The following is a 23,413-nucleotide window of genomic DNA, read 5'->3' as shown; positions in this document are numbered from 1 at the left end:
CGGCAGTCTCATTGAGCCGAATGCAGCGGCATTTTTGTGGCAAAAATGCTCCGCCCCACCACATTATGGCGGCCAAGGCTGCCTGTGGTCAGAGACTGCGGCCCATGGCCAGGTATTTTTCGCGGCGCTGCTCGCGGAAATCGGTGTTGGCGCCGGCAAAGTCCTTCATCGTCCTGGCGATGAGGTCTCCGGTCGCGGCGATCACGGTTTCGGCGCCGCGATGCGCACCGCCGAGCGGCTCGGGGATGATGGCGTCGATGATCTTCAGTTCCAGAAGATCCTGCGCGGTGATCTTCATGTTGGTCGCCGCATCCTTCGATCGCGTCGTGTCGCGCCACAGGATAGAGGCGGCGCCTTCCGGCGAAATCACCGAATAGATGGCGTGTTCGAGCATGTAGACGCGGTTGGCGGTGGCGATGGCGATGGCTCCGCCCGAACCACCTTCGCCGATGACCACCGAGATCGACGGTACTTTCAGGCCGAGACAGGTCGAGGTTGAACGGGCGATAGCCTCCGCCTGGCCGCGCTCTTCAGCGTTGACACCGGGATAGGCGCCGGCCGTGTCGACCAGCGTCAGCAGCGGGATCTTGAAGCGGTCGGCCAGTTCCATCAGCCGTACCGCCTTGCGGTAGCCCTCCGGGCGAACCGATCCGAAATTGTGCTTCAGGCGGCTGGCTGTGTCGGAACCTTTTTCCTGGCCGATGATGGCAATGGGTTCGCCGCGGAAACGGGCGAAACCGCCGACGATCGCCTGGTCCTCACCGAAATTGCGGTCGCCGGCCAGCGGCGTGAAATCGGTGAACAGGCCCTTGATGTAGTCGACGCAATGCGGCCTGTCGGGATGGCGAGCCACCTGCACCTTCTGCCACGGCGTCAGCGCCTTGTAGGCGTCGCGCAGCGCGTCGCGGGAGCGCTTCTCGAGGCGGCTGATCTCGTCGCCGACATCGACCGCCTCGCCATTCTCGGCAAGCTTCTTCAGCTCGAGGATCTTGCCCTCGAGGTCCTGCACCGGCTTTTCGAAATCGAGGTAATTGTACATGCGTGAGCGGACCGATACGTCGGAAGGCAGTGGCTGACGGAACCCTTGAATCCAAGGCTCCGGGCGGTGAAATATCGTCCTCACATAGCGATATGAGGCCTAGTCGGCAAGCGGATGATGATCGTTGACCAGCCGCACCAGCCGCTCTTCCAGCACATGGGTGTAAATCTGTGTCGTCGATATGTCGGCATGGCCAAGCAATTGCTGTACGGCCCGGAGATCGGCGCCGTTCTGCAGGAGATGGCTGGCGAAAGCATGGCGCAGCACGTGCGGCGAGATCTTCGCCGAGGCGATGCCGGCCCTTGCCGCCAGCCCTTTCAGGTCACGCGCGAAGACCTGGCGCGAGAGATAGCCGCTGTCGGAGGCGGCCGGAAACAGGAACGGACTGTCGGCAAAGGCTGGCACCCTGGCACGGGCGGCAAGCCAGCTCTTCATCGCCGTGCGCGCCTTGGCGGAGAGCGGCACCATACGCTCCTTGTCGCCCTTGCCGCGCACCATGAAGAAACGGTCGTCGCGCTGCGCCACCGTCACCGGCAGGCCGACCAGCTCGGAAACGCGCAGGCCGGTGGCGTAAAGCACCTCGACCAGCGCATGCAGGCGCAGGGATGCCAGACTGTCCCCATCGCCCGAAGAGACATCGCCGGCCTCAAGCGCCGCACGGTCGATCAGCCGGCCGGTGTCGGCCTCGCTCATCGTCTTGGGCAGCGGGCGGCCCTTTTTCGGGCTGTCCAGCGTGCCGGTCGGGTCATCGCCGCGCAGGCCTTCGGCGTAGAGGAATTTGAAGAACTGGCGGATCGCCGACAGTTTGCGCGCCTGCGACGTGGCTGCAAAGCCGCGGGCGGCAATGTCGTCGAGATAGGCTCGAATATCGGCGGCGGCGGCACCGGCCAGCCCGCCATCGATCGCTTCAGAAGCGTCCTCGAGGTCGCGGCGGTAGGAGGAAAGCGTGTTTTCGGCCGCGCCCCGCTCGGCGCTCATCATTTCCAGGAAGGCTTCGATGCGGGCGGCGCTGTTCATTCAGCTTTTCTTGTCATTCAGCTTTTCTTGGGATTGAGCTTTTCCGGAGGGATGCGCACGCTCATTTCCCCCTTCTTTGGCTCGACGAACATCACCAGTGCGAACATCGTACCATAGGCAATGCCAGCCAGAATCGCTGTTACCACGACAAAGCGAAACAGTGTCGGCATCAATTTTCGCCCGTCTTCTTGTTCTGCGTTTCCAAACCCTGTCCCCTTATGGGACGCCAATCCGGCCAATTCAAGGAAGAAGCTGAGGCCTGTTAGCAACTTCTGATGCAGACCCTGCCGGTCCATATCGGGTTCAAGGCACTTGCCACGCTTGACGCAAACGGGCTTTTCATGTCGATACGCCGGCAAAGAGGGCCTTCGAAACATCCGATGAACGCGCTGCCAGCAAATCCTCCAGACGAGACCCACGCCGCGTTGCTTGGCCGGCTGGGCAGCCGTTCCGTCGTCTTCGTCGGATTGATGGGTGCCGGCAAGACGGCGATCGGCCGCAAGGTGGCAACCATGCTGGCGCTGCCCTTCATCGACAGCGACCAGGAGATCGAAAGCGTCTCGCGCATGACCGTTCCGGAACTGTTCGAGCGCTACGGCGAGACCGAATTCAGGGCGCTGGAGCAGCGCGTCATCCTGCGCGTGCTGGAAAACGGCCCGCAGGTGCTGTCGACCGGCGGCGGCGCCTTCATGAACGCGCAGACGCGCGAGGCGATTGCAGCGCACGGCGTGTCGGTGTGGCTGAAGGCAGAGCTCGATCTTCTGATGGACCGCGTCTCCAAGAAACAGAACCGGCCGCTCCTGAAAAGCGCCGACCCCCGCGCCGTGCTGGAGCGGCTGATGGGCGAGCGCTATCCGGTCTACGCGACATCGGACGTCACAGTGCCGACCCGCGACGACCGCAAGGAAGTCATCGCGACCGAGGTGGTGGACGCGCTGTGCGGGCATTTCGGCATCGATCAGGCGGCTGCGACGGGCGAGGTGGAATCGTGAGCATCGATGCACCCGTTGCCGTCGAAGTCGGCCTTGGCGACCGGACCTATGACATTCTGATCGGCCCGGGGTTGCTGGCCCGCGCGGGTGCGGAGATTGCGCGCCGGCTGCCGGGCACGCGCGCCGCGGTCGTCACCGACGCCAATGTCGCGGCAGCGCATCTCGCTGCCCTTCAGGCCAGCCTCGAAACGGGCGGCATCCAGACCGCCGTGATCACGTTGCCGCCCGGCGAGAAGACCAAGAGTTTTGCTCATCTCGAAGAGGTGGTAGACGGTGTGCTGGCTGCGAAACTGGAGCGCGGTGACATCGTCATCGCCTTCGGCGGCGGCGTTATTGGCGACCTTGCCGGCTTTGCCGCCGGCATCGTGCGGCGCGGCATGAATTTCGTGCAGATCCCGACCTCGCTGCTGGCGCAGGTCGATTCCTCGGTCGGCGGCAAGACCGGCATCAACAGCCCGCGCGGCAAGAACCTTGTCGGCGTCTTCCATCAGCCGAAACTGGTGCTGGCCGACACCGGGGTGCTCGACACGCTGCCGATCCGGGAATTCCGCGCCGGCTATGCCGAGCTCGCCAAATACGGGCTCATCGACCGGCCGGAATTTTTCGCCTGGCTGGAAAAGAATTGGGTCCAGGTTTTTGCCGGCGGGCCGGAGAGGGCGCAGGCCATCGCCGAAGCCTGCCGCGCCAAGGCCGACGTGGTTGCGCGCGACGAATTCGAGACCGGCGACCGCGCGCTGCTCAATCTCGGCCACACATTCGGCCACGCGCTGGAAGCCGCCACCCAGTATGACGGAGCCCGCCTCGTCCATGGCGAAGGGGTCGCCATCGGCATGGCGCTGGCGCACCGGTTTTCGTCACGGCTCAATCTGGCCAGCCCCGACGATGCCGCGCGCGTCGAGGCGCATCTGCGCGCTGTTGGCCTGCCCTGGCGCATGGCCGACATCCCAGGCGAATTGCCTGATGCCGAGGCGCTGCTGGCCTTCATCACCCAGGACAAGAAGGTATCACGCGGCGCGCTGACCTTCATCCTGACGCGCGGCATCGGCCAGGCTTTCATTGCCAAGGATGTTCCGGCATCGGAAGTGCTGTCGTTTCTGACAGAAAACCATCCGGACCAGCAGAAGATGCGGCCGAGATGACCAACGAGCCCGGCTGGATCGTCGTCGCCGTCCTTGCCATCCTCATCGTGCTGCTCGTTGCCGTGCGCACACGCCTGCTTGCCATGTTCGGATACGAGCTTTCGCGCATCGAGCCGCAGCGTTCCAGCCAGGACGAATTGCGCGGCGCGGTCGACGATTTCCGCCGCGACGGCCAGGTGGTGCGCGAGGATCGCGACCGCGTCGGCGGCCTGTTCGATCTCGCCGAGCTCGAAGTCTCCGACATCATGGTCCACCGCACCAACATGCGCTCGGTCAATGCCGACAATGCACCGGAAGCGGTGGTGCGCGAGATTTTGCAGAGCCCGCACACCCGCATGCCGCTGTGGAAGGGCTCGCTCGACAACATCGTCGGCGTGCTGCATGCAAAGGATCTGCTGCGCGCCTTGAACGAAGTCGGCAATGATTTCTCCAGAATCGACGTGATGAAGATCGCTTCGAAACCCTGGTTCGTGCCCGACACCACGACCTTGCAGGAACAGCTCAACGCCTTCCTGCGCCGCAAGGCGCATTTCGCCGTCGTCGTCGACGAGTATGGCGAGGTCGAAGGGCTGGTGACGCTGGAGGACATTATCGAGGAGATCGTCGGCGAGATCGCCGACGAGCATGATGTCGACATACAAGGCGTCAAGCAGGAGGCCGACGGCTCCGTCGTCGTCGACGGCACGGTGCCGATCCGTGACCTCAACCGGGCTCTCGACTGGAACCTGCCGGATGAGGAGGCCACCACCATTGCCGGCCTCGTCATCCACGAGACGCAATCGATCCCCGAGGAGAAGCAGGCTTTTACGTTCCACGGCAAGCGCTTCATCGTCATGAAACGCGACAAGAACCGGATCGCAAGGCTGAGGATCAGGCCAGCCGGCGACGCCTGATCCGCGCCGGGAGACCGGGTGCCGTCATTCCGCGATCTGGCTCGTCGAGCGTTCGTGGATCGTCGCGCCGGTCTCGGCATCCATGGCGGCCAGGCTGACTTCATAACCCCAAAGCCTGCGGATGTGACGAAGCGTGGCGTCGCGGCTGGCATCCTCGAGAAGGATGCCGTCATTGACCTTGTGCTGCAGCCGCAAATGGCGGTCGCCGAGCAGATCGACATCCACCACCTGAATGTCCGGCCGGTTCGCACCGAGATCATAACTGTTGGCGAGCGTGGCGCGTATCTTGGCGTAGCCGCGCTCGTCGTGGATGGACGCGACCAGACAATGCGGTTGGTCGGCAGCGTCGCCGAGCACAAAAAACCGCCATTTCCGGATCAAGGCCGGACTGAGGTACTGGCGGATGAAGGATTCGTCGCGATGATCGGCCCAGGCGTCAAGCAGGACCTCGCGCCAGTTGCCCTGGCCGGCGATGTCGGGGAACCAATCGCGGTCCTCGGCCGTGGGTTTGGTGGAGATGCGCTTGATATCCTGCATCATGTCGAGGCCGAGAGCATAGGGGTTGATGCCGGAAAAACGCGGATCGTCGAAGGCCGGCTGAAAGACCACGTTGGAATGATTGCGCAGGATTTCGAGCATGGCGCCTTCGCTGATCTGGCCGCGGTCGAACAGCATGTTCATCAGCGTATAGTGCACGAAAGTGGCACAGCCTTCGTTCATCACCTGTGTTTGCCGTTGCGGGTAAAAATATTGCGCGATGACGCGAACGATCCTGATGATCTCACGCTGCCAGGGCTCCAGGACCGGGCTGTTCTTTTCCAGGAAATAGAGCAGGTTTTCCTCAGGCAGGTTTAGCGATTTCTTCCGCTCCGGGTCCTGGTCCTTGTCGTTGGCCGCTTGCTGCGAAGGCGGCAGCGTACGCCATAAGTCGTTGTAGGAGCGCTCCTCGTATTCGAGACGCTCGCGAATTCCTTCGCGTTGCCGTTCCGACGACAGCCTCGGCGGTCGGTGATAGCGAAACACGCCTTGATCCATCAGCGCGTGGGCGGAATCGAGAACAGCCTCTACGGCGGCGAGGCCGTGCCGCTCCTCGCAACGGACTATGTAGCCCTTGGCGAAGTCCAGGTAGCTGAGGATCGCACCCGCATCGGTCCACTGTTTGAACAACTGATTGTTCTTGAAGAAGTGATTGTGCCCCAGCGCTGCATGGGCCGTCACCAAGGCCTGCAGGGCCATGGTGTTTTCCTCCATCAGATAGACGATGCAGGGATTGGAATTGATGACCAGTTCATAGGCAAGCCCTCGCCCGCCCTTGCGATAGAGCAAATCCTGGTGGAGGAAATGTTTGCCGAAAGACCAGTGACGATACATCAGTGGCATGCCGATGGACGAATAGGCGTCGAGCATCTGTTGCGACGAGATGATCTCCATCTGAACGGGATAGGTGTCCAGATGAAGCTCTTCGACCGCAAGTGCCTCGATCGCGTCATAGGCCCGCGACAATGTTTTGAAGTCCCAGTCGGACCCTGAGAAAAGCAGGCTGGATTTGCTCGCTTGTCTGGCCATCGGGAGCCCTCACGCTCTCTTGAGGGAGGCCGGCTGCCTGCCGAAGAGCTGGCGAAAGACCGGGTAGATATCGGCGGGCGTGGCGATGCGGCTCATCTGGAAGTTCGGCCATTTCTGGTCGATGGCGTTATAGGCACGCCACAGCGATGTCCCGTTTTCGGTCGAGCCGAAAATATGGGCTTCACGCTCGTCGATGATCTCGACATAGGCAAAATATTGGCACAGCCGCATCAGTTCGCCGTTGAGCAGCGAAATGCATCGCTCGGAATCGCCGGCGAAATTGTCGCCGTCCGAGGCCTGGGCGGCATAGATGTTCCAGTCGTGGGCCGGGTAGCGGCTGGCGATAATACGGTGCATTTCCTCCAGCGCGGTGGAAACGACAGTGCCGCCGCTTTGGGTGTTGTAGAAAAATGTCTCCTCGTCGACCTCCTGAGCCAGGTGCGTGTGGCGGATGAAGACAATCTCGATGCGGTCGTAGCGTCGTTTCAAGAACAGGTGCAGCAGCACGAAGAAGCGCTTGGCCAGATCCTTCTCGCGCTCGCCCATGGATCCGGACACGTCCATCAGGCAGAACATGACGGCATTGGCGTTCGGCACCGGCCGGGGATCGAAGCGGTTGAAGCGGATGTCGACCGGATCGACATAGGCAATCCGGCGGCGGCGGCGTTCCAGCCGATCAAGCTCTTCGCGCAATGCCGCAATACGCTGGCGCGCCGCGGTGCTGGATGGCGCCTCCTCGAGCGAGGCGATTTCCTCGAGGATGGCATCCAGCTCGACCTGCTTGGGGCGTCTCAGCGCAATGCGGCGGCCGTGGCTGTTGCGCATCGTGCGACCAACGGCGATGTTGGTCGGCGAACCGGTGGCGGCGAAGCCGGCCCTGCGCGGCTTGAAGGCAAGGATCTCCTTGAGGTTGAGCTTGACCATGTCCGGGAGCTCGAGATCCTCGAAGAAAAGATCGAGCACTTCCTCGCGCGACAGCACGAAACGGAAGTCGTCTTCCGAAGCCTTGTCTCCCGGGGACGATGCTCCCCCGCCGCCCCCGCCGGGCTTGGGGATCAGGTCTCCAGCGGAGAAATGCCTGTTGCCCGGCAAGATGTGCTGGCGCCTGCCGCTGTCGCGGGCGTTGTTGAAGCTCGGCTCGCTTGTGCCTCTTTCGGGCATGCGCACGGCGTGCTCGGAATCCGCGTCGGCGATCCTGCCGGTGCGGATCTGATCGCGTATGCTCCGTTTCAATTCCTCGCGCGCGCGTCGGAGGAAGCGCTGGCGATTGCCGAGACTCTTGTCTTTAGGGTTCAGGCGGCGGTCGATGAAGATCGGCATGGAACCATCCGGGTTCACTAACCCGCCCTGTTCACCCGCATGTACCAGTCCACGAGGCGACGAACCTGCCGATCGGTGTAGCCGCGCTCGACCATCCGCTGCACGAATTCATTGTGCCGCTTTTCCGTGACGCTGTCCTGCTTGGAGCCGAAGCTGATCACCGGCAGGAGGTCCTCGACCTGGCCGAACATGCGTTTCTCGATGACTTCCCGCAGCTTCTCGTAACTTGTCCACGCCGGGTTGCGGCCATGGTTTCTTGCACGGGCGCGCAACGTGAATTTCACCACCTCATTGCGGAAGTCCTTGGGATTGGCGATGCCGGCCGGTTTTTCGACCTGTGAAAGCTCGTTGTCCAAAACCTCGCGGTTGAGGATCTGGCCTGTGTCAGGATCCTTGTAGTCCTGATCCTCGATCCAGGCGTCGGCGTAGGCGATGTAGCGGTCGAAAAGATTCTGGCCGTACTCGCTGTACGATTCCAGATAGGCTTTCTGGATTTCATGGCCGATGAATTCGGCATACCGCGCTGCCAGCTCGGACTTGATGAACTCCAGATAGGCGGCTTCCGTCTCCTTCGGAAACTGTTCGCGTTTGATTGCCTCCTCCAGGATGTACATGAGGTGCACGGGGTCGGCGGCCACCTCTTCGGTGTCGTAGTTGAAGGTCTGCGACAGGATCTTGAAGGCAAAGCGCGTGCTGACGCCGGCCATGCCCTCGTCGACGCCGGCGGCGTCCCGATATTCCTGAACCGACTTGGCCTTGGGGTCGACCTCCTTGAGGTTCTCGCCATCATAGGCGCGCATCTTGGTGTAGAGCGGCGAATTGTCGTGCTCGGCCAAGCGGGTCGAGACGGTAAACCGGCTGAGGATGTCGAGGACCTCGGGAGCGCAGGGACTGGCGGCCAATTCGCTCTCCCGCAGCAGTTTCTCGTAGATCTGCCGCTCTTCGGTTATCCGCAGGCAATACGGCACCTTGACCACGAGGATGCGATCGAGAAAAGCCTCATTGTTCTTGTTGTTCTTGAACTGCAGCCATTCCGACTCGTTGGAATGGGCCACGATGATTCCCTGGTAGGGAAAGGCGCCGAAATTTTCGGTGCCGTTGTAGCTGCCTTCCTGGGTGGCGGTGAGCAGCGGATGCAGGACCTTGATAGGCGCCTTGAACATTTCGACGAATTCAAGCAGCCCCTGGGTGGTCCGGTTCAGTCCACCACTATAGGAATAGGCGTCCGGATCGGACTGACTGAAGTTTTCCAATTGCCGGATGTCCACTTTGCCGACCAGGGCCGAGACGTCCTGATTGTTCTCGTCGCCGGGCTCGGTCTTGGCGATGCCGATCTGGCGCAGTCGCGAAGGCATCAGCTTGACGACGCTGAACTTGGAAATGTCGCCGGAAAGTTCGTCGAGGCGCTTGGCCGCCCATGGCGAAATGAGGCCGTTCAACCGGCGTCGGGCAATACCGTATTTATCCTCCAGCAGGTCGCCCATGCGATCGGGATGGAAAAGGCCAAGCGGCGATTCGAAAACCGGGCTGACCTGGTTGCCGACCTTCAGCGTGTAGATCGGGCGCTGTTCCATCAACTTCTTCAGCCGCTCGGCAAGGGAGGATTTGCCGCCGCCGACCGGCCCGAGCAAATAGAGGATTTGCTTGCGCTCCTCGAGCCCCTGGGACGCATAGCGAAAATAGCCGGCGATGCGCTCGATTGTGTCCTCCATGCCATAGAAATCGGCGAAGGAAGGGTACACTTTCAGGGTCCGATTGGAGAAAATGCGGCCGAGCCGCTCATCCTTGCTGGTGTCGACCAGGTTGGGCTCGCCAATCGCCTCGACCATCCGTTCAGGCGCCGAGGCATACATCGACTTGTCCTCGCGGCAGGCAAGGAGATACTGCTGGATGCTGATCTCTTCCTGCGCCGCGTTGGTGTAAATTTCCGAAAACAGATCGAAGACGTCAGACTGGTTCTCTCGCATGATGCTTTGCCCTCGGAGCCGCTGTGTGGCTTCCATTCGGCTCGTCTCGCATTCAACTGCCGGGGGGTACCGTTTGTTCCCTTCATGTGAAGAGGTGGCTGCGATCATGGGGATTTGAGGCCATCCGCGAGATCAAGGCGCTCGTTGCGGAGCGGGATTCGTTGCGGGTAGCGGGTGTGTAGCTAATCCCCGACTGGACGGCTGGGGCGGCCGCGTGCGAGTCTTGCCTCGCCAGGAGACAGTGATGATCGATCGACGAAGCCTGATCATGGCCTCGATGGCGGCGATGCTGCCATTGGCAGCATCGGCCGCGTGGGAAACACGCCGACCCACGCCAAAAACCTTCGACTACGGGCCGGCCAAGCTCGACATCTACGCGCCCGATGGCGCAATCGGCTTGCCGGTCGTGTTTTTCGTTCATGGCGGCACCTGGCAGTTCGGCAAACGCAGCCAGGTCGACGCCAAACCGGCCTTTCTGCTCGCCAACGGCTTCTGCTTCGTCTCCATCGACTACCGCATGTTGCCGGAGGCCGATGTCGCCACCCAGGCCGGTGACGTCGAAAAGGCCTTCGCCTATATCAGGGCCAACATCGCCCGGCATGGCGGCGACCCCAACCGCATTGTCGGCATGGGCCATTCGGCCGGCTGCCATCTGATCGCCCTGACCGGCATGCGCGGCGGGTTGCCTGGCATCGCCGCGCTCATCCTCGACGACACCAGGGCCTATGACCTTGCAGCTCTTGCCGAAAATGGCGGCATGGTGCGGGCCTATGCGCGCGTGTTTTCCGACCCCTCGCAATGGACGGCACTTTCGCCGGCCAGCTATGTCGATGGCCGCAAGCATCCGCCGACCTTCATTGCCTATTCGCGGGCGTCTGGCCGTGGCGAGGGTTCGAAGGCCTTTGCCGAGCGCCTGCGCGCGACGGGCACCCAGGTCACGCTGTTCGACGGCAGCGCCTACACGCATATGTCGATCAATCGCGATTTCGGCGAGGACGGTGACGCGCTGACCGCTGCCGCGCTGGCATTCCTGAAATCGGCGGTCGGCTGATCCTTACGGCGCTGGATCAGATCAAAAGTGGCGGCGGGATATTGCTGTGCGGGCGCCCGGGTGCAAGTGCTCTTCGATCGTGAGCGGGAGGGAATTGCATGAACGGCGCCGATGTCCTGTGTGACGTGCTTCTGGCCAACGATGTGACGGTCTGCTTCGCCAATCCCGGCACCTCCGAAATGCACTTCGTTGCAGCACTTGATCGCAAGCCGAAAATGCGTTGCGTGCTCGGGCTGTTCGAAGGCGTGGTGACTGGTGCTGCCGATGGCTATGCGCGGATGACCGATCGGCCGGCCGCGACGCTGCTGCATACCGGTCCCGGCCTGGCCAACGGACTCGCCAACATGCACAATGCCCGGCGCGCCTTCAGCCCGATGATCAACATCGTCGGTGACCACGCCTCTTACCATCTGCCGCTTGATGCCCCACTCACCAGCGATATCGAGAGCCTTGCGGCGCCGATGTCCAACTGGGTCGGGCGCGTCAAGGGCCCGGCCGATGTCGTGCCGGCAGCTGAAGCAGCCTTTCGCGCCTCGCTGACACCACCCGGCGTCGCGACGCTGATCCTGCCGGCGGATGCCGCCTGGGGCGAAGTCGACGCGGTTTCGGTCGGCAAGGTGAAGCTGATGCCAGCGCCGGCCGTCGATATGGACGCCGTGCGCAAGATCGCCGCGGCGATCCGTGCTGCTCCGGGCCGAGCCGGCATGATCGTTCGCGGAAAGGCCGCACGAGCCGATGCGCTCGCCATCGCCGGGCAGATCTCGACGGGCAGCGACGTCCGCCTGTTCGGCGAGGTTCTGATCGCACGGATGCAACGCGGGCGTGGGCGTGTCGCGCCGAACCGGATCCCCTATCCGGTCGATGCGGCGACGGCTGTGCTCAGGGATGTCGACGTTCTGATCCTGGTCGGCGCGAAGGAGCCGGTTGCCTTCTTCGCCTATCCGGGAAAACCGGGACGGCTCGTTCGGGAAGGCTGCGAGGTGCTGACACTGGCCGCCCATGGCGACGATCTGCATGCGGCGCTGGAGGCGCTTCGCGACGAACTTGGCATCAAGAGGTCGCAACAACAGGTGCTCGCGGCCGCTTTTCCCGACGAGGCAACGCCGAACGGCAAGCTGACGGAAGATGCCATCGCGCTCTCGGTGGCGCGCAAACTGCCGGCCGAGGCGATCATTTGCGATGAAGCGATCACCTCAGCCAGGCGTTTCTTCGCGCTGTCGGCCTTTGCCGCGCCGCACGACTACATGATGGGCACGGGCGGATCGATCGGCGGCGGCATCCCGATGGCGACCGGGGCTGCAATCGCCTGTCCGGACCGCAAGGTGATCAATCTCGAAGCCGACGGCAGCGGCATGTACACGGTGCAGGGATTGTGGACGCAGGCGCGGGAAAAGCTCGATGTGGTGACGATCGTGTTTTCCAACCGAACCTATGCGATCCTGCATGGCGAGATGAAGAATGTCGGCGTCGGCGCCATCGGCGAGAACGCCAGGCGCATGCTCGACATCGACCATCCCTCGCTCGACTGGGTGTCGCTGGCCAAAGGCATGGGCGTGGAAGCGGCTCGCGCCGATACGTGCGAGCGCTTCGACGCGCTGCTGGACAGCGCCTTGTCACGGCGCGGCCCGTTCCTCATCGAAGCGGTGCTCTGAGCGCGGCGAAAACGGTAGGCGGAACCGAGCTACCAGCGCGTCTTTTCGCCGGGAGCCGCCGGTTCGATCGCCAGCGCGTGCACGCCGGCCTGCAATTCGTCGGCAAGCAGTTCATTGACGGCGCGGTGACGGTCGATGCGGCTCATGCCGGCAAAGGCGGAAGCGACGACGCGGACGCGAAAATGCGTCTCGCCGGTGCCGTCGTAAGTGCCGTGATGGTCGGAGCCGTGATGGTGGTGGCCGGCATGGAGATGGCTTTCATTGATGATGACCAGCCGCTCCGGCGAAAATGCCTTGTTGAGCTTGTCTTCCATGGTCGTCTGTATGGACATCGCCGTTTTCCTTCACCACATATGGCTGGCGCCTCAGCCTTGAAACCAAATCGGTCTTCGCAAAAGCGCTGCCGTGCAACAAAATCCGCCATTCGCCTGCTTTATGCCGCGATTCAGCGGTTAGGGCGATGATCGCGAAAATGTCAATTCTTGTTTCGCATCTGCGAACGCCCCATAAATGGGTAAGATGAAGCCGTACCCCAAATATTTCGAGAAGATTCGCGTCCGCCCCGACAAGGACGCGGAGCTGAAGTCGCACTCGCCGATCTGCCAGTGGGACGGCTGCAAGGAGGCGGGCACCCATCGCGCGCCGGTCGGGCGCATGAAGGAGGGTGAGTATTTCCGCTTCTGCTTCGACCATGTGCGCGAGTACAACAAGGGCTTCAATTATTTTTCCGGCGTGCCGGATACCGAGGTCGCGCGCTTCCAGAAGGAAGCCATGACCGGCCACCGCCCGACCTGGAAGATAGGCGCCACCGGCCCTTCGACGCGGTCGTCCCCGGATATGGCGCAAATGCGCTCCGGCCGCGCCGGCTACTACAACCGCATGCGCGACCCATTCGACCTGTTCAAGGGACCGAAGGATCCGCGCGAAGCGCGCGAACGCAAGGCCAAGCCGCTTGAGGCCAAGGCGCTGGAAACGCTTGGCCTTGATACAAAGGCGACTGGCAAGGAGATCAAGGCGCGCTATAAGGAACTGGTGAAACTGCACCATCCGGATGCGAATGGTGGCGACAGAGGTTCGGAAGACCGGTTCCGCGATGTGCTGCAGGCCTATCGCGTGCTCAAACAGGCGGGCCTGTGCTGAGCGACCATACGGTTCGTGTCGTTTTCCAACTTTCATAAGGTTGGAAAAGGCTCTAAGACCGCCCCCGGACAAAATCGATTGCCGGCGAAATCAGACGTTTCGCCCGTGGAGACGTTGAGAGATATGAACAAGGTCGATCGCGACATCGCCAACCTGCCCGACACGACGGTGTCGGTGAAGGAGAAATTCGGCTTCGAATCCAAGATGGTGGTGCCGGCCTATTCGGTGACATCGGAGCATGTGCCCGACATCGACCCGGACTATCTGTTCGACAAGAACACGACGATGGCGATCCTTGCGGGCTTTGCCTACAACCGCCGCGTCATGGTGTCGGGCTATCACGGCACCGGCAAGTCGACCCATATCGAACAGGTCGCCGCCCGCCTCAACTGGCCCTGCGTGCGTGTCAACCTCGACAGCCATGTCAGCCGTATCGACCTCGTCGGCAAGGACGCGATCGTCGTCAAGGACGGTTTGCAGATCACCGAATTCCGCGACGGCATCCTGCCCTGGGCCTACCAGCACAATGTCGCGCTGTGCTTCGACGAGTATGATGCCGGCCGCCCGGACGTGATGTTCGTCATCCAGCGCGTGCTGGAATCGTCGGGCCGACTGACGCTGCTCGACCAGAGCCGGGTCATCCGCCCGCATCCGGCCTTCCGGTTGTTCTCGACCGCCAACACGGTCGGCCTCGGCGACACCACCGGCCTCTATCACGGCACCCAGCAGATCAACCAGGCGCAGATGGACCGCTGGTCGATCGTCACCACGCTGAACTATCTGCCGCACGACAATGAAGTCGCCATCGTGCTGGCCAAGGCCAAGCACTATCGCGACGGCAAGGGCAAGGACATCGTCAACAAGATGGTGCGCGTCGCCGACATGACGCGCTCGGCCTTCATCAATGGCGATCTGTCGACCGTGATGAGCCCGCGTACGGTGATCACCTGGGCCGAGAATGCCGAGATATTCGGCAATATCGGCATGGCGTTCCGGCTGACCTTCCTCAACAAGTGCGACGAGCTCGAGCGCTCCGTGGTGGCCGAATTCTACCAGCGCGCCTTCGGCGAGGATCTGCCCGAGAGCGCCGCCAACGTCGTGCTGGGATAACGTTGATCCCATGGGAGCAATCCGCCGGACATTCCTGTGGAGTTCCTCAGTATTCTGCTTTGCTATCTGTCAGGCAGCCATGGCCGGAACCGAATCATTTGAGACCGGGCAAATCTGGACTTTTCGCGGAGCGTCGCCGGCCTCGTCACGGGTAATTATTGGCGCGGTCGATAACTTCGATCGCGAAAACCAGCCGATCATATCGATCTCGATCACCAATGCGCCGATTCCGAATGCCGGCAAGGAACTGCAAACCGTTGCGCACCTTCCCGTTGCGGCCAACGTCCTGAGGGAAAGTGTGATCGAGCTTGAAGGGGCTGGTCCGGTGCCGGAAGGCTTCGGCGGCGGATACAGTCGGTGGAGACAGGCTTACGACAGCAAAAAAGCGGGATATTTTACGATTCCTGTCAAAGAGATCGTCGATATCCTGCGCACTCAGCTTGGCCAACAGCCAGCAGCAAATTAGAGATAGACGATGGCGGGTCCGGGCGACAACACGCGCAACAAGTCGAAGACGGGGTCTGAAGCCGACAGCTTCAAGCGCGCCGTCACCGTCTGCATGCGCGCCATTGCCGGCGACAAGGAGCTTGAAGTCGGTTTCGCCAAGGACCGGCCGGCACTCGCCGGCAGCCGCGCGCGTCTGCCCGAACTGCCGAAGAAGGCATCGAAGACCGACATCGCGATTACCCGCGGCCTCGGCGACTCCATGGCGCTGAAGCGCGCCTGCCACGATGCGCGCATCCACACCAAGCTGGCGCCGGAAGGTAAGGCGGCCCGCGCCATCTATGACGCGGTCGAGCAGGCTCGCGTCGAGGCGATCGGCAGCCGCGCCATGCAGGGCGTCGCCGACAATATCGGCTCGATGCTGGAGGACAAATACACCAAGGCCAACCTCGTCGACGTCAAGGACAAGGCCGACGCGCCGATCGAGGAAGCGCTCGCGCTGATGGTGCGCGAGAAGCTGACCGGCCGCCCGGTCCCGAAGAGCGGCGAGCGGCTGGTCGAACTCTGGCGCCCCTGGGTCGAGGAGAAGGCTAAGGCCGATCTCGACGGATTGTCGGCCAAGCTCGGCGACCAGCAGGCCTTCGCCCGGGTCGTGCGCGAGATGCTCGCCTCGATGGAGATGGCCGAGGAACTCGGCGATGACCAGGAGACCGAAGACTCCGAGGACAATGACGACAACCAGCCGCAAGGCGAGGAGCAGAGCGAGGAGGGCGGCGAAGAGGATTCCGGCTCCGAGCAGTCGCAGTCCGAGGATGCCGAAGCTTCCGCCGATGATGAGCAGTCGGCCGAGACCGAAGCCTCCGACGCCACCGCGGACGACCTGTCCGACGATGACGACGCCGATGCCGAAACACCCGGCGAGGCGCGCCGCAATGACAATCCCTTCACCAATCTGCCGAAGGAGATCGACTACAAGGTCTTCACCACCGCTTTCGACGAGACGGTCGGCGCCGAGGAGCTGTGCGAGGAGGAAGAGCTCGACCGGCTGCGCGCCTTCCTCGACAAGCAGCTTGCCAATCTGTCCGGCGTCGTCGGGCGGCTGGCGAACCGGCTGCAGCGCCGGCTGATGGCGCAGCAGAACCGCTCCTGGGATTTCGACCTGGAAGAGGGTTACCTCGACCCGGCCCGGCTGGTGCGCGTCGTCATCGATCCGATGCAGCCATTGTCGTTCAAGCAGGAGCGCGACACCAAATTTCGCGACACGGTGGTGACGCTGGTGCTCGACAATTCCGGTTCGATGCGCGGCCGGCCGATCACGGTCGCCGCCACCTGCGCCGACATACTGGCGCGCACGCTGGAACGCTGCGGCGTCTCGGTCGAGATCCTCGGTTTCACCACGCGGGCCTGGAAGGGCGGGCAGGCGCGCGAGAAATGGCTGAAGGACGGCAAGCCGCCGAATCCTGGCCGGCTCAACGATCTGCGCCACATCATCTACAAATCGGCCGACCATCCGTGGCGGCGCGCCCGGCGCAATCTCGGCCTTATGATGCGCGAAGGCCTGCTCAAGGAAAATATCGACGGCGAGGCGCTGCTGTGGGCGCACAACCGGCTGATCGCGCGACCCGAACAGCGCAAGATCCTGATGATGATCTCGGACGGTGCGCCGGTCGACGATTCGACGCTGTCGGTCAATCCGGGCAATTATCTCGAGCGCCATCTGCGCGCCGTCATCGACCTGATCGAGACGCGTTCGCCGGTGGAACTGCTGGCCATCGGCATCGGCCACGACGTCACGCGCTATTACCGCCGTGCTGTCACCATTGTCGATGCCGAGGAACTGGCCGGCGCCATGACCGAGCAGCTGGCTTCGCTGTTCGCCGAGGAAAGCGCGAAGGATACGCGACGCGGCGGTGGTATGCGGCGCGCCGGATGATCTCCAGGCGCGGCGGCTTTCAGCAGACGCTTTTCGCCGCCGTCGCCCTGCTTTCCGGCGTGGCTTCGGCGGCAGCCGGTTCGCCCGGCTCAAGCTCGGTCGAACCGGTCGAAATCTCGGCCCGCCCGATCACTGAATTTCACATTGGCCATGCCGACAAGCAGTTCGGCCCGCTTGAATTCGTCGGTGGGCTGGAGATGACCTCGCCGACTCGCGATTTCGGTGCGCTGTCGGCCTTCCGCTTCCTGAAGGCCGGGAGTGACTTCATCGGCGTTGCCGACACCGGCTTCTGGTTCTTCGGCACGGTGGTGCGCGACGCCGACAAGCGGCCGTCCGGCATCCAGAATTTCCGCATGCAGCAGATGGTCGACGAGGCCGGCCGGCCGATCGACAGGAAATGGGAGGTCGATGCGGAAGGCCTCGCGGTCAAGGACGGCATCGCCACCGTCGGTTTCGAGCGCGATCACCATGTCGCTCAGTTCAAGATCGACCCGACCGACATGAAGGCGCCCTTCAAGCAGCTGGATTTCGTGGTTCCGGCCCAGGAATTGCGCCAGAATCGCGGCTTCGAGACGGTCACCCATGCCGATGCCAACGGCCAGCATGAGGGCGGGCTTGTCGTGGTCTCCGAGAAGAGCCTGGACAAGGCCGGCAACATCTATGCCGCCATCATCGAAGGGCCGCACAAGGGCGTCTTTACTGTTAAGCGCAATGGCGATTTCGACATCACAGATGGCGCCTTCCTGCCGGATGGCGACCTATTGCTTCTGGAGCGCAGTTTCTCGATGGCCCGCGGCGTCAAGATGCGGCTGCGGCGCATCTATGGCGAAAGCGTCGAGAAGGGCGCGGTCGCCGACGGGCCGGTGCTGCTGGAGGCCGACATGGGCTACCAGATCGACAATATGGAAGGGCTCGACGTCTGGACCCGCGATGACGGCGCGCTGATGGTGTCGCTGATCTCCGACGACAACCACTCGATCCTGCAGCGCAACCTCTATCTGGAATTTGTTCTCCACCAGGATTGAGCCCGCCGGCTTTACGTCCTGGCGGCGATCCAGATGACATGGCGCGCGCCGCGCTTGCCGTTGGCGCGCGTGTTGACCTCCTCGACCGCGAAGCCTGCCTGCTTCAGCCGCCGCGTGAAGCCGCTGTCGGGGCCTTGCGACCAGACCGCCAGCACGCCGCCCGGCTTGAGGGCGCTGCGTGCCGCTGCGAGGCCCTGCACGCTGTAGAGTGCGTCGTTGGATTTGTGCACGATGCCTTCCGGGCCGTTGTCGACATCGAGCAGGATGGCGTCCCAGGCTTCGGGCCGCGACCGGATCAGTTGCCCGACATCGATCTCCTGGACCGTGACGCGAGGATCGTCGAGACAGCCGCGAAAGATTTCGGCCATTGGACCGCGCGCCCAGGCGACGACGGCCGGCACCAGTTCGGCGACGACGATTCCGGCATCATTGGCCAGTTCTGTCAGCGCGGCGCGCAAGGTAAAACCCATGCCGAGCCCACCGATCAGGATTGTTGGCTGCCTATGGCCGGCAATCCGCTCGCAGGACAGTTTTGCCAGCGCTTCCTCGGAACCGCTGAGGCGGCTGTTCATCAGCTCGTTGGTGCCCAGCATGATCGAGAATTCGGTGCCGCGCCGCTTGAGGCGAAGTTCTTGTCCGCCGTTCGGGGTCTTCGCCGAATCGAGTTGGACCCACGGGATCATGATCTTTGTCCGACCATGATCTTTTCCGAAAACCGAGTCCCACTTTTCGAGATCATGGCTTAAGCCGCAACCGCAGGCTGGCTCCAGCGGGCGGCGAGCAGCCGGTAGGGGATGAGTGCGACGACGGCGATGATCAGTTTCACCGAGAGATCACCAAGCGCCCAGGAAATCCAGCGCATCGCCTCGACATGGAAGACGCCCATCAAGGGTGCGTTTTCCAACGCAAAGCCATCGTTTGGCCCGGCGAAGGCAAAGGCAGCCGAGAAAGCGACGGTGAAGAACACAGCGGTGTCGAACACCGACCCGACCAGCGTGCCGATGATCGGCGCGCGCCACCAGCTCTGCCGGCGCAGCCGGTTGAACACGGTGACATCGAGCAGTTGCGCGCTGAGGAACGCCGCTCCGGACGCGGCCGCGATGCGCACCAGCCGGTCGGCGGCGGTCTCGAATTCGATCAGGCCGTGGCGGAACAGGAAGGGCGGGACAAGGATCGAGCAGATCACCGCCGTCATGAAGCCGACAAAGACGATCCGGCGCGCCACTGTGGGTCCGTAGCGGCGGTTGGCAAGGTCGGTGACCAGGAACGAGAAGGGATAGGTGAAAGCACCCCAGGTCAGAAGGTCGGCCAGCGAGAGGCCGCTGATCTGGCCCTGCATCGGGAATTGCACGAGAATGTTCGATGCCACGACGACAAGCGCCATGGCGGCCACGAATGGCAAATACCGCGAGAAGAAAGGCATTTTTTTATCCTGGGTAATGGAACCAGCCAAGCATCATGCCCATGCGGGCGATGCTCGCCTTCATATGTGGGCATCGGATTGCCGAAACCTTGCGGCTTCGATCCGATGCTCGAGCCAACAAGATGTTGGCCAGAGGCCAACAAGAGGTTGGCCAGGGCGGTCGTCCCCCGCCTTTGAACGAATTAAGCGGCAGCCTGTTCGGCGGTCTTCTTGGCGATCTGCTTCTTCAGGAGACGAGCGCGCTGCGACAATTCCTTGACGTCGGCCTTGGCCAGGAAGGCGTCGAGGCCGCCGCGATGTTCGACCGAACGCAGCGCGTTGGCCGAGATGCGCAGGCGCACGTTCTGGTTCAGCGCTTCCGAAATCAGCGTCACATTGACGAGGTTCGGCAGGAAGCGACGCTTGGTCTTGTTGTTGGCGTGGCTCACATTGTTGCCGGACATGACTGCCTTGGCAGTGAGTTCGCAGGTGCGGGACATTGTTCTAACCTTCAGTTCTCGGGGTCTGCCAAACACTCAAGCCCACGCCGGGTGGCGCGCGGTTCTGGTCAGGCGGCCTTATGGAAAAAGTTGGCGTTCCATAGTTGCATTTCGCCGAGGCGTCAAGCTCCGGCTTGCCCACGGACGCGCCCGGCATTCCATATTAAGGCCGGAATTCATCCTATAAGCGGTCTCATAGGGACATGCCAGACCGGAGTTGCCCGCCTCCGGCCGAAAATCAAGGCCCCGATCCCGCCATGCTTCGTTCGTCACATGCCCTTGCCGCCATGCTTGCCATAGCCTTGCCGTCCGCTGCGTCTGCTGCCTCGCCGCAGTCGTTCAAGGGCGAATACACGGTGTCGTTCCTCGGTCTTTCGATAGCGAGATCAACGTTTTCCAGCCGCTATGAGAACGGCGCCTATGCGATCCAAGGCAGTGTCACCGCAGCCGGTCTCGCCAAGCTGTTCGACGACACGCGCGGCACGATCTCATCCAAAGGCACGATTGCGGGCAAGAAGATGGTGCCGCAGGCATTCCGCGCCGATTACACCTCCGGCAAGAAGGCATCGGTGGTCGATATCCGCTTTGCCAATGGCAGGGTCACCTCGACGCAGGTCGTGCCGGCACCGGGCAAACGCGACCCGAAGAGCTGGGTGCCGCTCGGTGCTGGCGACCTGGCATCGGTGCTCGATCCTATGGCCGCCACCGTCATTCATGCCGACAGTCTCGACCAGGTCTGCGGCCGCACGGTGAAGTTCTATGACGGCGAGATGCGTGCCGACCTGACGCTGACCTACGCGTCGAAAGGCACGATCTCGGTGCCGGGCTACAAGGGCGACACCGTCACCTGCCAGATGGGCTTCGAGCCGGTGGCGGGCTATCGCAAGGGCCGCAAGGCGCTCAACTATCTCAAAAACAAAAGCCGCATGATGGTGACGTTTGCACCGCTCGGTCAAACCGGCGTATATGCGCCGATCCATGCCACGGTGGGCACGCAGATCGGCACCTTGACCATCAGCGCCGGGCGTTTCGAAGCCGTACAATAGCCAGGCGCAGAATTGGCGCGCCACTGGAGACAGAATGGGGCGCGCAACACTGATCGGCTTTTCGGCGGTCGCCATGTGGGCGCTGCTCGCACTGCTCACCGATGCGTCGGGCCAGGTGCCGCCGTTCCTCTTGTCGGCGATCACCTTCTCGATCGGCACCGGTGTCGGGCTCGTCGCGCGGCTGTTCATGCCGGCACCCGACAAGAGCCAGAAGATACCGCCGCAGGTGTGGCTGATCGGCATTGCCGGGCTGTTCGGCTACCATTTTTTCTATTTCACCGCGCTGCGCAATGCGCCTGCGGTGGAGGCGAGCCTGATCGCGTATCTGTGGCCGCTGCTGATCGTGCTTGGTTCGGCGCTGATGCCGGGCGAAAAACTGGCGTGGAACCATGTCGTCGGTGCGCTGCTCGGCCTTGCCGGCACCGTGCTGATCATCACCAAGGGCGGTGGCCTCGCCTTCGACGCCCGCTATGCCTTCGGCTATGCGATGGCTGCCGTCTGCGCTTTGCTGTGGTCGTCCTATTCTCTGTTGTCGCGGCGCTTCCCGTCGGTGCCGACCAGCATCGTCACCTGGTTTTGCGCGGCGACCGCGGTGCTGTCGCTCGCCTGCCATCTGGCGCTGGAACAAACGGTGCTGCCAGACGGCGCCGGCCAGTGGCTGGCCGTGCTCGGCCTTGGCCTGATGCCGGTGGGGGCTGCCTTCTACGCCTGGGACATCGGCGTCAAGCGCGGCAACATCCAGGTGCTGGGTGCTGCAAGCTATGCGGCGCCGCTGTTGTCGACGCTGGTGCTGATCGCGGCCGGCGTCGCCGAGCCGTCGCTGCGCATCCTCGCCGCCTGCGTGCTCATCACCGGCGGCGCGGTGCTCGCCGCAAAATCCTTGTTCCTGCGCAAACCTGCCGCGACCGAGAGCCGAGCCGGGTCATCCGAAAGCAAGGCCGGGGCATCCGAAGGCGGAGCCAGGGCATCCGAAGACGGAGCCCGGGCATCCGAAGACGGCGCCAGGGCATGACGATGCCGTTTGCGGGCGGCATCGACGCCAATGCCAATGCGACACTGATTTTTTCGCTGGCGGCGGCGGTGATCTACGCCTTCACGCTTGGCATGCCGCCGACGCTCGCCCGCTCGGCGGCAAAGACGCTTGCCGTGGCGATGCTTGCCGTGCTGGCCGGGCTGCAGGGCGGCCCGCAGCTGCTGGTCGCAGCACTCGCACTCAGCGCCGTTGGCGACGCCTTCCTGTCGCGCGACGGCGAAAGGGCCTTTCTCGGCGGGCTGGCCAGTTTTCTTGTCGCTCACATCGTCTATGTCGCGCTGTTCCTGCGCAGCGGTGGCGGATTGGGAGTGCTTGGCGCCGAGTCGTGGCGCGGAGCGATCGCGCTCGCCCTGGCGGTGTTTGCGATCGTCATGCTGGCGGCGCTGTGGCGGCGCGTCGGTCCCGGCCTGCGTATCCCGATCACCGTCTATGTCGCTGCGATCCTGGCAATGGGCATCTCGGCGCTGACGACAAGCAATATGTGGGTGATCTGCGGCGCCATCCTGTTCATGGCATCGGACGGGCTGCTCGCCATGGAAAAATTCCTGGTGGCCGCCATCTCGCCGCATCGTGCCTGGATGCGCTTCGCCGTCTGGGCGCTCTACTACGCCGCCCAACTCGCGATCACGCTAGGCTTCCTGCTAAATCAAGCTTCTTATTGAGTTAGGACTGTCCAGGCTGCCAGCCGGGTGCCGCCAGCTCAAAAGCGGCAAACTCGAAGCCCGGCGCGACGGTGCAGCCGACCAGCGTCCATTCGCCCAGGCTGCGCGCCGATTGCCACCATCCTGCCGGCACGACGATCTGCGGCCGCTCACCGGCTGCGAGATCGATGCCGAGCACCTGTTCCACAACGGCGCTGCCTTCCTCCCACATCGACAGCGCCAGCGGGGCGCCGGCATGGAAATGCCAGACCTCGGCGGCGTCCTTGACCCGGTGCCAGGCCGAAACCTGATGCTCCTCAAGCAGGAAATAGATGGCGGTCGAATGGCCGCGCGCGCCGCCGGTGCCATCGCGAAAGGTCTCGGCATACCAGCCGCCTTCCGGATGCGGCGTCAGCCCGAGCGTCGCGATGATTTCGGCGGAGCTGGTCATGGCGTCGACGATATCACGGGCTCTAGAAATTGTCCTTGCGCTTGCGGATTTC

General features: G+C 62.9%; 24 protein-coding genes. 13 read left to right on the top strand and 11 right to left on the bottom strand.

The window, feature by feature from the left end; all coding sequences use genetic code 11:
* Positions 1–88: 88 nt before the first annotated feature.
* The 3 genes from EOA16_RS27950 to EOA16_RS27940 all read right to left on the bottom strand — a co-directional run bounded on the left by EOA16_RS27950 (position 89) and on the right by EOA16_RS27940 (position 2,226).
* On the bottom strand, positions 89–1,039 hold the full coding sequence (locus tag EOA16_RS27950; RefSeq protein ID WP_063173172.1) for an acetyl-CoA carboxylase carboxyltransferase subunit alpha: 951 nt from the start codon (positions 1,037–1,039) through the stop codon (positions 89–91).
* 99 nt (positions 1,040–1,138) lie between these two features.
* Positions 1,139–2,056 carry a site-specific tyrosine recombinase XerD gene (locus EOA16_RS27945; RefSeq protein ID WP_127261024.1) on the bottom strand — a complete coding sequence of 306 codons (918 nt, stop codon included), beginning with the start codon at positions 2,054–2,056 and terminating at the stop codon, positions 1,139–1,141.
* Positions 2,057–2,073: 17 nt separating this feature from the next.
* Positions 2,074–2,226: a hypothetical protein gene (locus tag EOA16_RS27940; RefSeq protein ID WP_013529356.1), complete on the bottom strand. Its 153-nt coding sequence runs from the start codon at positions 2,224–2,226 to the stop codon at positions 2,074–2,076.
* A 210-nt stretch (positions 2,227–2,436) separates the two neighbouring features.
* Here EOA16_RS27940 and EOA16_RS27935 point away from each other — a divergent pair, with 210 nt between their 5' ends.
* From EOA16_RS27935 to EOA16_RS27925, 3 genes are read left to right on the top strand one after another with little or no spacing between them, the layout of a single operon-like run.
* The gene (locus EOA16_RS27935) at positions 2,437–3,048 is read left to right on the top strand and encodes a shikimate kinase (RefSeq protein ID WP_127261023.1); all 612 of its coding nucleotides are present in this window, start codon (positions 2,437–2,439) and stop codon (positions 3,046–3,048) included.
* On the top strand, positions 3,045–4,187 hold the full coding sequence (gene aroB / locus EOA16_RS27930) for a 3-dehydroquinate synthase (protein ID WP_127261022.1): 1,143 nt from the start codon (positions 3,045–3,047) through the stop codon (positions 4,185–4,187). The genes EOA16_RS27935 and aroB overlap by 4 nt, the downstream gene beginning before the upstream one ends.
* Positions 4,184–5,080 (top strand): HlyC/CorC family transporter, encoded by an 897-nt coding sequence (locus EOA16_RS27925; protein ID WP_127261021.1) that lies wholly within the window; start codon positions 4,184–4,186, stop codon positions 5,078–5,080. Before aroB ends, EOA16_RS27925 begins: the two co-directional genes overlap by 4 nt.
* Before the next feature lie 24 nt (positions 5,081–5,104).
* Here the strand turns inward: EOA16_RS27925 and EOA16_RS27920 are convergent, their stop codons facing one another.
* Genes EOA16_RS27920 through EOA16_RS27910 form a run of 3 tightly spaced genes read right to left on the bottom strand, consistent with a single transcriptional unit; the run spans position 5,105 to position 9,933 of the window.
* A complete protein-coding gene (locus EOA16_RS27920) occupies positions 5,105–6,646 on the bottom strand; it encodes a SpoVR family protein (RefSeq protein ID WP_127261020.1) in 1,542 nt (513 codons plus the stop codon).
* Between the two features lie 9 nt (positions 6,647–6,655).
* Entirely contained in the window at positions 6,656–7,966 is a 1,311-nt protein-coding gene (locus tag EOA16_RS27915; protein WP_127261019.1) for a YeaH/YhbH family protein, read from the bottom strand.
* A gap of 17 nt (positions 7,967–7,983) precedes the next feature.
* Positions 7,984–9,933, bottom strand: a complete 1,950-nt coding sequence (locus EOA16_RS27910) for a PrkA family serine protein kinase (RefSeq protein WP_127261018.1) — start codon at positions 9,931–9,933, stop codon at positions 7,984–7,986.
* 244 nt (positions 9,934–10,177) lie between these two features.
* On the opposite strand from EOA16_RS27910, the gene EOA16_RS27905 reads away from it, so the two are divergent.
* Together EOA16_RS27905 and EOA16_RS27900 are read left to right on the top strand one after the other, a co-directional pair.
* Positions 10,178–10,984, top strand: a complete 807-nt coding sequence (locus tag EOA16_RS27905) for an alpha/beta hydrolase (RefSeq protein WP_127261017.1) — start codon at positions 10,178–10,180, stop codon at positions 10,982–10,984.
* A 98-nt stretch (positions 10,985–11,082) separates the two neighbouring features.
* Entirely contained in the window at positions 11,083–12,636 is a 1,554-nt protein-coding gene (locus tag EOA16_RS27900; RefSeq protein ID WP_127261016.1) for an acetolactate synthase large subunit, read from the top strand.
* A gap of 29 nt (positions 12,637–12,665) precedes the next feature.
* On the opposite strand, the gene EOA16_RS27895 is transcribed toward EOA16_RS27900, so the two are convergent.
* Complete coding sequence (locus EOA16_RS27895) at positions 12,666–12,968, bottom strand: BolA family transcriptional regulator (protein ID WP_127261015.1); 303 nt, start codon at positions 12,966–12,968, stop codon at positions 12,666–12,668.
* Between the two features lie 178 nt (positions 12,969–13,146).
* Here EOA16_RS27895 and EOA16_RS27890 point away from each other — a divergent pair, with 178 nt between their 5' ends.
* The 5 genes from EOA16_RS27890 to EOA16_RS27870 all read left to right on the top strand — a co-directional run bounded on the left by EOA16_RS27890 (position 13,147) and on the right by EOA16_RS27870 (position 18,288).
* On the top strand, positions 13,147–13,776 hold the full coding sequence (locus tag EOA16_RS27890) for a J domain-containing protein (RefSeq protein WP_127261014.1): 630 nt from the start codon (positions 13,147–13,149) through the stop codon (positions 13,774–13,776).
* 123 nt (positions 13,777–13,899) lie between these two features.
* Positions 13,900–14,886 (top strand): cobaltochelatase subunit CobS, encoded by a 987-nt coding sequence (gene cobS, locus EOA16_RS27885; RefSeq protein ID WP_013529367.1) that lies wholly within the window; start codon positions 13,900–13,902, stop codon positions 14,884–14,886.
* A gap of 10 nt (positions 14,887–14,896) precedes the next feature.
* On the top strand, positions 14,897–15,352 hold the full coding sequence (locus EOA16_RS27880; RefSeq protein WP_127261013.1) for a hypothetical protein: 456 nt from the start codon (positions 14,897–14,899) through the stop codon (positions 15,350–15,352).
* 9 nt (positions 15,353–15,361) lie between these two features.
* The gene (gene cobT, locus EOA16_RS27875; RefSeq protein WP_127261012.1) at positions 15,362–17,263 is read left to right on the top strand and encodes a cobaltochelatase subunit CobT; all 1,902 of its coding nucleotides are present in this window, start codon (positions 15,362–15,364) and stop codon (positions 17,261–17,263) included.
* The gene (locus EOA16_RS27870; RefSeq protein WP_127261011.1) at positions 17,260–18,288 is read left to right on the top strand and encodes an esterase-like activity of phytase family protein; all 1,029 of its coding nucleotides are present in this window, start codon (positions 17,260–17,262) and stop codon (positions 18,286–18,288) included. The genes cobT and EOA16_RS27870 overlap by 4 nt, the downstream gene beginning before the upstream one ends.
* Positions 18,289–18,299: 11 nt before the next feature.
* Here EOA16_RS27870 and EOA16_RS27865 read toward each other — a convergent pair whose 3' ends face one another.
* From EOA16_RS27865 to rpmB, 3 genes are all read right to left on the bottom strand, one after another.
* On the bottom strand, positions 18,300–18,971 hold the full coding sequence (locus EOA16_RS27865) for a hypothetical protein (protein ID WP_127261010.1): 672 nt from the start codon (positions 18,969–18,971) through the stop codon (positions 18,300–18,302).
* A gap of 59 nt (positions 18,972–19,030) precedes the next feature.
* Positions 19,031–19,711, bottom strand: a complete 681-nt coding sequence (locus tag EOA16_RS27860; protein ID WP_127261009.1) for a queuosine precursor transporter — start codon at positions 19,709–19,711, stop codon at positions 19,031–19,033.
* A 182-nt stretch (positions 19,712–19,893) separates the two neighbouring features.
* Positions 19,894–20,190 (bottom strand): 50S ribosomal protein L28, encoded by a 297-nt coding sequence (gene rpmB / locus EOA16_RS27855; RefSeq protein ID WP_013529373.1) that lies wholly within the window; start codon positions 20,188–20,190, stop codon positions 19,894–19,896.
* A gap of 257 nt (positions 20,191–20,447) precedes the next feature.
* Between rpmB and EOA16_RS27850 the strand changes: the two genes are divergently transcribed.
* The 3 genes from EOA16_RS27850 to EOA16_RS27840 are packed head-to-tail and all read left to right on the top strand — an operon-like array spanning position 20,448 to position 22,931.
* Positions 20,448–21,236 (top strand): DUF3108 domain-containing protein, encoded by a 789-nt coding sequence (locus EOA16_RS27850; protein WP_127261008.1) that lies wholly within the window; start codon positions 20,448–20,450, stop codon positions 21,234–21,236.
* Positions 21,237–21,270: 34 nt separating this feature from the next.
* Positions 21,271–22,248: an EamA family transporter gene (locus EOA16_RS27845; protein ID WP_127261007.1), complete on the top strand. Its 978-nt coding sequence runs from the start codon at positions 21,271–21,273 to the stop codon at positions 22,246–22,248.
* Positions 22,245–22,931: a lysoplasmalogenase gene (locus EOA16_RS27840; RefSeq protein WP_127261006.1), complete on the top strand. Its 687-nt coding sequence runs from the start codon at positions 22,245–22,247 to the stop codon at positions 22,929–22,931. The genes EOA16_RS27845 and EOA16_RS27840 overlap by 4 nt, the downstream gene beginning before the upstream one ends.
* Position 22,932: 1 nt before the next feature.
* Here the strand turns inward: EOA16_RS27840 and EOA16_RS27835 are convergent, their stop codons facing one another.
* Positions 22,933–23,361, bottom strand: coding sequence for a cupin domain-containing protein (locus EOA16_RS27835; RefSeq protein WP_127261005.1), 429 nt, complete (start codon positions 23,359–23,361; stop codon positions 22,933–22,935).
* Between the last annotated feature and the right edge of the window lie 52 nt (positions 23,362–23,413).

The organism is Mesorhizobium sp. M7A.F.Ca.US.008.03.1.1, assembly GCF_003997495.1.
Classification (GTDB): domain Bacteria; phylum Pseudomonadota; class Alphaproteobacteria; order Rhizobiales; family Rhizobiaceae; genus Mesorhizobium.
Note: the sequence above shows the minus strand (reverse complement) of the source record. Positions and strands in the feature narration are given on the sequence as shown.